11 protein-coding genes are annotated in these 10,101 nt (G+C 59.0%); all 11 read right to left on the reverse strand.

What is annotated here, in order from left to right:
- Positions 1–64 precede the first annotated feature (64 nt).
- The 11 genes from NW840_RS03655 to NW840_RS03705 all read right to left on the reverse strand — a co-directional run bounded on the left by NW840_RS03655 (position 65) and on the right by NW840_RS03705 (position 9,881).
- On the reverse strand, positions 65–361 hold the full coding sequence (locus NW840_RS03655; RefSeq protein ID WP_011432377.1) for a PipX family protein: 297 nt from the start codon (positions 359–361) through the stop codon (positions 65–67).
- Positions 362–552: 191 nt separating this feature from the next.
- Positions 553–1,128, reverse strand: coding sequence for a TIGR04376 family protein (locus tag NW840_RS03660; RefSeq protein ID WP_414329872.1), 576 nt, complete (start codon positions 1,126–1,128; stop codon positions 553–555).
- Positions 1,129–1,319: 191 nt separating this feature from the next.
- Positions 1,320–2,075 carry an ABC transporter ATP-binding protein gene (locus NW840_RS03665; protein ID WP_414342446.1) on the reverse strand — a complete coding sequence of 252 codons (756 nt, stop codon included), beginning with the start codon at positions 2,073–2,075 and terminating at the stop codon, positions 1,320–1,322.
- Between the two features lie 54 nt (positions 2,076–2,129).
- Positions 2,130–3,917, reverse strand: a complete 1,788-nt coding sequence (locus tag NW840_RS03670) for an MBL fold metallo-hydrolase (protein ID WP_414342447.1) — start codon at positions 3,915–3,917, stop codon at positions 2,130–2,132.
- A gap of 256 nt (positions 3,918–4,173) precedes the next feature.
- Positions 4,174–5,646, reverse strand: coding sequence for a cellulose synthase (locus NW840_RS03675; protein WP_414342448.1), 1,473 nt, complete (start codon positions 5,644–5,646; stop codon positions 4,174–4,176).
- 244 nt (positions 5,647–5,890) lie between these two features.
- On the reverse strand, positions 5,891–6,160 hold the full coding sequence (rpmA, locus tag NW840_RS03680) for a 50S ribosomal protein L27 (RefSeq protein ID WP_011432382.1): 270 nt from the start codon (positions 6,158–6,160) through the stop codon (positions 5,891–5,893).
- Positions 6,161–6,246: 86 nt separating this feature from the next.
- The gene (rplU, locus tag NW840_RS03685) at positions 6,247–6,672 is read right to left on the reverse strand and encodes a 50S ribosomal protein L21 (RefSeq protein WP_414342449.1); all 426 of its coding nucleotides are present in this window, start codon (positions 6,670–6,672) and stop codon (positions 6,247–6,249) included.
- A 285-nt stretch (positions 6,673–6,957) separates the two neighbouring features.
- Positions 6,958–7,716 (reverse strand): photosystem reaction center subunit H, encoded by a 759-nt coding sequence (locus NW840_RS03690; RefSeq protein WP_414329867.1) that lies wholly within the window; start codon positions 7,714–7,716, stop codon positions 6,958–6,960.
- A gap of 36 nt (positions 7,717–7,752) precedes the next feature.
- Positions 7,753–8,034 (reverse strand): chaperone modulator CbpM, encoded by a 282-nt coding sequence (locus tag NW840_RS03695; protein WP_011432385.1) that lies wholly within the window; start codon positions 8,032–8,034, stop codon positions 7,753–7,755.
- Positions 8,031–8,966: a DnaJ C-terminal domain-containing protein gene (locus NW840_RS03700; RefSeq protein WP_414342450.1), complete on the reverse strand. Its 936-nt coding sequence runs from the start codon at positions 8,964–8,966 to the stop codon at positions 8,031–8,033. The genes NW840_RS03695 and NW840_RS03700 overlap by 4 nt, the downstream gene beginning before the upstream one ends.
- Before the next feature lie 153 nt (positions 8,967–9,119).
- Positions 9,120–9,881: a ChaB family protein gene (locus NW840_RS03705; protein WP_414342452.1), complete on the reverse strand. Its 762-nt coding sequence runs from the start codon at positions 9,879–9,881 to the stop codon at positions 9,120–9,122.
- Positions 9,882–10,101: the final 220 nt, after the last annotated feature.

Raw genomic sequence — 10,101 nt, forward strand, 5'->3', positions numbered from 1 at the left:
GCAGAGCAGGCTCAGGGCTACTGAAAGCCCGCTCCGTACCGCTTAGCGGTCGGAGTCGGGTAGTTTACGAAAAGGTTTGCTTGTAGATCAACTGCAATTGTTCTAGCTCATCTTGGCGGGCAGCACGGCGCAGCAGGCGCATTTGCTCTTCGATGAGCTGGCGAGCCTCATTACGGCTAATCGGATCGAAGACCAACTCCTCCATGGCAGCAGGATCCCCGCTGTTATCCGGCGGCCTGAAGTAAACCCGAAAAAAGAGCCTTTGGGCGTAGAGCGTGGTGAAGAGAGCCTGATTTTCGTCGACCTGACACAGGCTGTAGAGCAGACCAAATGTGGGGTGATTCAGATACAACTCATTCATGCCCAATAGCGTATCACTCTTGGGAGAGAGGAGAGACTTTTCTTCCCGGTCGGTGCCAGAGAAAGTTCTGGAAATGATGTGGCTATGGCTCTTGAGACCAAGGGCTTAAATCACAAGTTCCGCCCAGCTCGATTTTGGCCGTTGCGACTGGATTCAACATTAGCAAACTAACAAGATTTTGGGTCAGGCTGTTACCGCCGCTGCTGTTCCCGCACCTTCCTCTTCGTGTCATTCAATTCGTTTTCCACCTCTAGCTGACGAAATTGCTCTTCCAATTCATCCCAAGCCTCGAAAGGTTTTCCCCAAGGGCTGAAATTCCGGTCCGGGTTGTCGATGCCTTTGGCTTGCGCGGCTCTTACCTCCTGCAGCTTAGCCTTCACTTCTTGGCGGCGCTGGCGAATCTGCGGCAGCAGGGCTTCCATTTGTTGGATTTTCTCCTTTTGGGCTTTCATTTGACCCCATAGCTGGCTGCCCCTCTCCAACAGCTCAGCCTCCCGGCGTCGCGCTCCTTCGGCCAGATCGGGACGATTGGCCCGCTGCGCCTTCTCAATGCGAAAGTGCCAGGTTTTAATCTCCTCGGCTAAGTTGAGAATGCTTTTTTGGAGAGCCTCCTCTTGGACGCGGCTTTCCTGCAACAGCTGCAGGGTATCCGATTCCTGCTGGCGCAACTGCTCATCGAGGGCTTGCAGCTCGATCTCAGGGTGGGCCCTGAGAAATTCTTCCAGGCGGGTTTCCAAAAATCGGATGATATCTTCGATCAGTTTCATCGATGGATCCTTTTCCCAAGCCCTCAGTTGCGTTTAGAGTAGCCTAAGCCGGGCCGTCCTAGATAGGGTCGTTTGAGACATTCCCTTTGACCTTCACCCAAAGTGAGGCCAGGGATCCATCCGGCACGCCAGTTCACCGCAACTGGGAACTCTCCTGAACTCAACTGCCCCCAGGCGGATCCCTGTCTTCCTCAATCCAGCAGACGGCCATCCCCAACCCGGATAATGCGCTGGGCGGCCTGGGCTACTTCAAGGTCATGGGTGACCACGACCAGGGTGATGCCCTGCCGGTGGAGCTCCGCAAAAAGGTTCAGCACTTCCTGGCCGGTATGGCTATCCAGAGCCCCAGTCGGCTCATCAGCCAGCAACAGTTGGGGTCGGTTGACAATGGCACGAGCAATCGCCACCCGCTGCTGCTGGCCGCCGGAGAGTTGGGCCGGACGCTGCTGCAGTTTGCTCCCCAAGCCCACTTGTTCTAGGGCTTGCTTGGCCCGCTGGCGTTGCTCCGGCTCCGGGATCCCAGCATAGGCCAAGGGCAGCATGACGTTCTCCAGCGCCGTCAGGACGGGCAGGAGATGGAACTGCTGGAAGACAAAGCCGATTTTTTGGTTGCGAATGTGGGCCAAATCGCGATCGGTCAGGGTGGAAACTTCCACCCCATCCAGCCAGTAGCGCCCTGAGCTGGGCCGATCCAAGCAGCCGATGAGGTTCATCAGGGTGGATTTGCCGGATCCAGAGGGCCCCATAATGGCGCAATACTCTCCCGGCTGGATCGCCAAGTCGATATCGTAGAGGGCCTGAAAACTGCCCTCCGGCAGTGGATAGACTTTGTTCACCCCAACCATCTGCACTACGGGCGGGCTGGCCGCAGCCAAGGCCTCGGCTGGGCGCTCCAGGGATCCGACCGGCCCACGGCGATGATTTGCCCAGGAATCTTGCTCAAGCATGGTTGGCACCGCGACTTGCCCCATTCTAGCCTTTGGGCTTCCCTGGCTTGACGGCTAACCGGAAGAGCGGATCTCCTGCGGCTGATGGTAGGGGCAGCTCCCCTGGGGATCCACCCTGAGGCGGTAGAGGGGAGAGCGTTCCTGATCGCAGCGAAAGGCTTGGGCTTGGGAAGTCAAGATCTGGCGGGCAAAGCGACAATTTTGGCACTTTTTGCCACCGTGATGACTGGATACAGAAGGCTGTTTTGGACGCGGCACGATCCCTGCTGGAGAAGGGGCAGCCTCTGCCGGGCGGATCAGCTCCCGTGGAGAAAGGCCGCGCAGCACCAGTTCGGATCCCTGCCAGCGGGCTTCCACCAGGCCGGTATCGGCCCAGGCCAGCCAACGGGGATCCTGGGTAATCTGGGGCGGCAGACGCACCTGTACCCCCGCCAAAGTCCGCGGCGACCCCTGCTCCTGCCAAACTTCTTCCACCTCCCCCTCGTAGCGCAAAGGGGGATCCCTGATCTCGGCGGGGGAACCGGCCTTCAGCTCCGCGAGCTTAACTGGGGTTTGTAGGTGCCCATCGGGCAACTCCAGCCAATGCCCGGGCTGAGGGCAGTGGACATGGTAGCGATTGCACAGCTCCGGCAGATCCGCCAGATCCTGAGCCTGCTTGGGGTCGGCGTGAACCAAGACCAAATGCTGGGGGCGAAAGGTGTGGATGATCTGGGTGAGATGCCCGACATCGTTGTGGCTGTGCCAGGTTATCCATTCAACGGCAATGCGGGAGCGCAGCGGCGCCGGCCAACGCTCAAACGGGGTAGCCAGTTCCACCTCTGGCAGCCGCACCAGCAGACAGGAGCGCTGCGGTTGGGCCAACAACCTCGACCAAATTGGATCCCAAGCCTCAGGCCCGGCATCGGCGTCGCACAGCAGCAAGCCTTGGGGCAGAGGATCCGCTTCGGTAAGGGGCTGAACCCGCGGCTGCAGGCGGTCTTCCCAGAACAAGGGCTGGTAGGTGGCGAAATTGCGCACCGGCTCCGGCAGGTAGGTGAGCAAGCGCTCGTAGAGATTGCAGCCTGCCGCCAGCCCCGGCGCCACCCATATCTTGAGCTCTTGGGAGGCTTGGGTAAAGCGGTGGTGGGCTTTGAGGAGAAAGATCAGCTCCTGCCCCAACCCCAACACTGGCAGGGGAAACAGCACCGTTTGCCCCGCTTCCAAGGCGCTGAGCAACCGCTCCACCAGGCGATTTTCCAGGTGACGACGGGGTGGATGGCGGGTGGATCCCAGCGAAGCCTCGATGAGCAACACGTCCGGCTGCCAGTGGCGCAAAGCAATGAGATCCAAGCCGGGGGCAAAGCGAGTTGAGGCCAGGGAACAGTCGCCCGTGTACACGCAGGCTTGGGCCGGAGTGGTTTGGGTATTTTGCAGCAGGGTTGCCGCCGCTCCCGGCAGATGCCCAGCCGCAAAGAAAGTGAGCATCAGATGGGGCAAAATCTCTCGCGCCCGGCCCAAAGGCAGCGCCCGAAAGGGGGGAAAGCGAATGTCCCGGTCGTAGCCTGGCCAAACGCCACACTCCCACAGACCGGCGGCCAAATGAGCAGTCACCGGCGTGGCGTAGAGAGGTACCTGAGGGTAACGACGATGAAAAGCAGGTAGCCCTTGCACATGGTCAAAGTGAGCATGGCTGCAGATTACCGCATCCGGGATCCCTGGCAGAGCCTTAAAGAGGGCAGGAGCGGGCAACCCGCAATCGAGAAGCAAACGGTGGGATCCCATCTCCAGCCAATAGGCACAGCCCTGTTGACGGGGATCCGTACCCAGGGGGAGCAGTCGAAGGGGGGGTCTCTCTGACTCCACAGGTGTGTCGTTCTGAACCTAGAAGACCGCGTTCAATCCTGCAAACAGGAGGGGCGACTTGGCCAGGGATCCCCCCTCTCCACCGGTACACCTCCCCGGAGAGTTGGAGACAACCTGTGCCGATCCACTTATCCTACACTTCTCACAGCATAGCGTTTGCCCACCATCTGCCGCGGCAGCCTGCCATTTCATCCATGCAGCAGCTGAATGGATGTGGGGATTTGGTTTTGCGATGAACTTGTCTTGGCTTGGCAGCCTATGGGTCGGCGCTCTCTTCTGTCGCCGCAGCGGCGCTGCTGCTGGGAAAAGCAAAGCCGGCAAAATCGTGATCGTCGGGGCGCACCGTCAGGATCATCAGGTTGTAGGAGGCCCAGACCAAGCCAAACAGCAGCTCAGGCCAAGAGGGATCCCAACTGCCGGCAAAACGCAGGGATCCCACCCCCATAGCCAGAAAAGTCAGCACAATAGCCAGAGCCTGAGGTCCTAAGGAGAGCTGGGAAGGCTGCTCGGGATAGGGGGGCACTCCCCGCAGACTTTGCACCAGCGCCTGGATGGACTGAAAAAACTGGCTGCCCGTCTGCCGTTCCGACTGCCAAGCTGCCCCCCACAGATGGGGGGGAAAGGCCAAGAGCCAACTGATGCGCCCCAGGAGAGCATAAGGCAAAAACCACGCGAAGAAGACCCGGTCAAAGGCCGGCACCGGCATCCACCCCGTGCAGAGAAAGACCATCGGCACCGCCAAGTAGACCAGCTCCGCCATCCCACCGGCAGCCCAGAGGGCCAGCCACAGGTATTGAAAGCGCTGCTGCTGCGTGGTCGGCTTGCCCCAGAAGGGATTTTCCCTCAAGGCCGAAAACAAAGCCAGCAAAGCAACGCGGCGGTTGCGCAAGGGCAACAAAACACCCGTAACCTGGGTTTGGCGAACCAATTGAGACTGCCAGCCGCGGCAGTGCATCTGACACCCCAACTGCACAGGGCGACGAATGTCGATCCGCGGGATCCCTTCCAAAGCCTTGCGCCGGATGAGACAGCCAGAACCCAACAGGGGTGCCGCCTGGTAGCCCTGGGATCCCACCGCCAAGAGCTGCTGCAGTGGGTGAACGGCTCTGGGCTGGCCTAGGGTGCGCAGCATTGCCTGCACAAAGCCAGTTCGGTTGACAATTGGAGCCCGCTCCGGCGAGTCGTAAAAGTGAGGCAAGGTCTGCCACAGGAAGTCCCGCTCGAGAAAATGGCCCGGCTGCACCAGGAGCAGATACTCCCCTTGGATGTGAGGGGATCCCATCGCGTAAGCCAGGGGGTCGGCTGTGGGGCTAGGGCAGGCCCAGTATTCGCAGGGAATGGCCCGGGCCGCCTTGGCCATCTCCTCATCTTCTACCCGATCCACAATGTGGACAAACAACCGCTCCCAAGGGTAGTCGAGGTGCAGAGCCGAAAGCACTGTTTGCCGGGTTGCCTCCAGAGAATCCCACTGGCGCAGCACCAGTACATCCACCCGCGGCAATTGGAAAAACGACCTCCGCAGGACCTCTGGGGATGGGATCGTCTCTCTCGGCACTTGGGGATAGCGGCTGAGGGTAAAGCCCACCGCCGCCAGCCAAACATACAGCTCTGCCCCCCAAAACAAAAGGGATCCCAAATCCATCAACCCGGCTGTCAGTCGCCAGTAGAGGTACATCACCCCGGCAATGAGGTGAAGCAACCCTGCCCAGCGAAACAGATACACTCGCATCAACTTCCTGCCTTCCGTGCTTTTGCCATTTTCGCCCTCGAAGGGGCAGGGATCCCTAGCTCCTCTCCTCTTCCGGCTGGCCCCAATCCTCAAGAACGAAAAAAGTTCAGGAATCAGCAACAGCAAAACCCTGTCTGCTCTGGAGCAGACAGTTTTCAGCCCGGCAAGCAGCTTGGTCGACAGAAGCGAGAATCTTCTCTTGCGGAAGAAACTCTCCCAGGCAGTTTCAAAGCTGGGCCTTTCCCTACTGGGCAGCCACCTCAGCTGGGTAGACACTCACCTTTTGCCGCCACTTGCCATAGCGCTCAAAAGTCACAATGCCGGTGACCACAGAATACAAGGTGTCGTCGCCGCCGATGCGCACGTTCACCCCTGGGTGAAACTTGGTGCCCCGCTGCCTGACCAGAATGTGGCCGGGATGCACCAGCTCGCCCCCATAGCGCTTCACCCCCAGCCGCTTGGCATTGGAATCTCGACCGTTGCGAGTGCTGCCCGTTCCCTTCTTATGAGCCATAACGCCTCCTATGCAACTGCGTGATCAACAGAAATCAACAGAAACGAGATAAAAAAATCGGGATTCAGGACACCTGAGTTCAGAGTTTATTCCTCATCCGCAGGGATCCCTGTCGCCGCTGCCGAAGGGGCTGCCTCTGGGTTAGACTCTGGAGCCGCTTCCGTACGGGATGGTGCCGTGGCTAGGGGCACCCCATTGAGTTCAATAGACTCGATCAGCAGACGGGTCAGCGGTTGCCGATGACCCCTCTTTTTGCGGGTCTTTTTCTTTGGCCTCATCTTGTAGACGATGATTTTATCGCCGCGCCGATGCTGTAAAACCCGTGCCCTGACAACCGCCTCTGAAACGTAGGGATGCCCCAACGTCACCTGACCCTCGTGGTTGATCAACAGCACACGAGACAAATCGAAGGGGCTGTTCTCCTCCACTTCCGCCAGGCGATCAACTTCGTAAAAACGCCCCGGCTCCACCCAAAGCTGCTTACCGCCGGTTTCCACAATTGCGTAAGTCATCTTTCTCCCTGCCGTACAGGTGCCCTGCGGGGGTCTTGAAACCTGATCCGAGCATTGACAGCGATCTTAGATCGTAGCCGAAAAAGCCGCCGTCCGTCAGCTGGGTTTGGTCGAGGACTGGCTTGCAACAGTTCCGGTCGAGCAGTGGGACGGACTCCCCAAGCACCTCATGCTGTTGCCCCCCAGCCCCTTTCCCAGAGGAAGAGGGGAGTTGGGAAGCAGTTGGGAAGCAAATGTGCAGCATCTGAGGCGACCGCAGGCCAGAGGTTGCAGAGTCATTCTTTGCTATTCGGTCAGCTTCTCCCAAGCAGCCTGAAGGGCAGCCTGCATGCGCTGAGCGGCGCGGCTGAGGCGATGTTGCCAGGTTTCCCACTTGTGTTGCAGAAACTCTGCCGCCTCGTCCAGTAGGGAGAGATCGAACTTGCCCCCTTTGGCCAGCTCGTCCCGCACCTGTTTTACCTTAACGCGCACCACCTCCGGCGGATCCTGTGGGCCAACCAACGCCTTGAGGCGATCCCCCATGCGCTGGATAAGCTGTTTCACCTGCCGAGATTTTTCGCTCCAAAAGTTCTTTAAGCCTTCCGCTTCCGATTTCAGCCGTTGCGGAGCATCCTCCTTAACCACCACCGCGTCCACATCAATGGCTTCCACGTCCTCAGGCAGGAGAACGGCGCGCCCCCCCCAAGGCTCGGCAATGCTGCCACCCAGAATATAAGCGGCAATCGCTCCAGTCTCCCAGTCAAAGAGAAAATCCTCAATCCAGCCGACCTCTCGATTCCCAATGCGCACTGTGCGGCGGTAAAGAGAGCTGATGGGGGTTAGGGGGGTATCAAAAACGGTAGAGTAGGTCAGCAGCGCGTCTGGCCCGATGAGAGAAATCTGCTCCAGGGGGGTGTACCCCTGCTGGCTGGTGAAGTAGCATACCCGCCCTGTTGGGTCAACCCAGACTTCTTCTACAGTGCCCAAGGCGGTAGCAGTGCTGCCATCGAGGGCCAGCAGGCCCACCACTTGGCTACGTCGGATGATCTGTTCCATAGGGTTCATCGAAGTTTATCTCCTTGATGGGTTAGCTGGGCAGCCTCAAAATCCGCGGTAGTGGCGCAGTTGCCCCCTGAGCCGGGCAATTTCCTGAGCCATGTCCAAGACCATCGCTGCCCCCGTCCAGTTAAGCCCCAAGTCTCGGTGTAGGCGGCTCATTTGCAACAACCGCCTGAGCTGTTGGGGGGTCAGGTAGCTGCTCTCGGCCTCCACTAAGCCTTGGGCCAGCAGCCATTCCAGCAGGTGAGGGGGGATCCCCAGCAGTTCCGTGGCCTGCTCGAAGGTATAGAGCCGTTCTTCCACCCGCACAATGGCCAAACTCATAGACTCACCTCCTGCAAGTGGGCGCGGGGATCCCAGCTACGGCTTTGGCGCAGCTTTTCGTAGAGATCCCGCTCGGTCTGGGAAAGGGATTTGGGTGCCACCACCTTCAGCCGCACCAGCAGGTCGCTCCGCTGGCCTTGGGGATCCCGCCAGCCTTGGCCCCGCAGCCGCAGGGTTTGGCCGCTGTCTACCCCGGCAGGGATCCTCAGTTGCACGCGACCCGTAGGGGTGGGAACTTCCGCCGTCCCTCCCAAAGCCGCCTCGTCAGGAGTAATGGGCAGCTCGCAGAGCAGGTTGTCTCCGTCAAAGCGGAAGAAGGGATGGGGGGGCAGCTCCAAAGTGAGGTAGAGATCCCCTCTTGGCCCGCCAAAGGGGCTGACCTGGCCTTTGCCCTTGACGCGGATGCGACTGCCCGGCTTAGCGCCGGGGGGAATGCGGATAGTTAGCGTTTCTCCATCTAGGTTCAGCCGTTTCTGGGTGCCGTGGAAAGCTTCTGCCCAGCTGAGACCCAGAGTGCCCTCCAAATCCTGCCCCGGCAAATCCACCGAAACAAACGGCCCAAAGCCGCCGGCGAAGCCCTGGAACCCGCTGCGGCGGGATCCCATACGGCCCAGCAGCTCGTTGATAAACTCCTCGAAGCTGGCGTATTGGGCGAAGCCCTCCATGCCGGGCATTCCAGCAGCAGAACCAGTACCCACCCGCTGCCAGTACTGCCCAAACTGGTCGTAGCGCCGCCGCTTCTCTGGATCAGAGAGCACCTCGTAGGCTTCGTTGATCTCCTTGAAGCGCTCCTCTGCCGCCTTATTCCCAGGGTTGACATCGGGGTGATACTGGCGGGCCAGCTTGCGATAGACGCGCTTGATTTCCTCGGCAGAGGCATCTCTGCTGACGCCCAGGATCTTGTAATAATCCTTGAAGTCACTCGCAGCCATAGGCTCACCCCTGCAAGGTTAGGTTAGAGTTTTTCGGGCTATTCTCAGGATATAAGGTTGCAGCTAAAAAATTGGAGCAGACCCAGAACACGTACAGGCAGAGCGGCGAGATGGCGCTTTACTGTGCTCTCGCTACTTCGGAAACTTTTTGGGCTAGGGCTTGCGTTTGGAGAAGATCCCTTTCTCATCTCGTGTGAAAATTTGCTTGACCTTTTCCCAAGCTTTGAGGAGTGCATGGGTGGAGTTATTGCTCTCTTGTTTGGCTTGGTTGTAGGCTTCCACAAAGGTTTGCTGCGCTTCTTCCGAGAGGTCAGCGCGGATTTCCGGCGAGATGCTCTCTGGGGTTAAGTCTCCCTCTGGCTCACCGGGCAAGTTCAAGTCGGCAATGGAAACTTCCTCTCCGCCAGCACTCTGCAGCAGCAAGTAAATTTCGCCCGACTTCTCTTCCGGTACTTGCACCACCAACAAGAACTCGCCCGCCTGTACCCGGGTTTGGTAGATGGCGGCTTTCTCCTGCGGCATACCCAAGGCAATCAGGGCGGATCCCAGGCCCGCTCCCAGTGCTCCGTACAAAGCGCCGCCCGTTGCCCCCAACAAAGCGGCTCCCAGAGGCCCAGCGGCCACCACTGCCCCCAAAAAGGGAATGAACAGCACCCCCACGCCAGTGAGCAGCCCCAGCAGGGATCCGAACAGGGATCCATAGATGGCCCCATTGGTCAGACCGTCCAGAACCACCTCTTTGCGGGTGATAAACCCGGTAATTTTGGCTTCGGTTTGAAAGTTGCGGCCAATAATGGAGATGCGATCGTTGGGAATGCCACGGTTCAAAAGCCGCTGGATACACTCTTGCAGCTTGCCCTCTTCTTTGAAGGCGGCGGAAACACACTTTTTGGGAGCTTGGGCAAAAGCGCTCATACGCAATCTCCTGCTGAGTTTTACAGTGCCAAGGCAGGTTTTTTAACCTTTTCCCTGCTACTACTCTCGTCTTACTACTCTCGTCTATTGTCTCCCCTCATCAACAAAGGATCCAGTCGAAGAATCGCGAACCCCCTGGAGAAATCTCCGTAGTAAACTACCCGACTCCGACCGCTAAAGCGGTACGGAGCGGGCTTTCAGTAGCCCTGAGCCTGCTCTG

This window comes from Synechococcus sp. R5-13 (assembly GCF_047462015.1).
Taxonomy (GTDB): domain Bacteria; phylum Cyanobacteriota; class Cyanobacteriia; order Thermostichales; family Thermostichaceae; genus Thermostichus.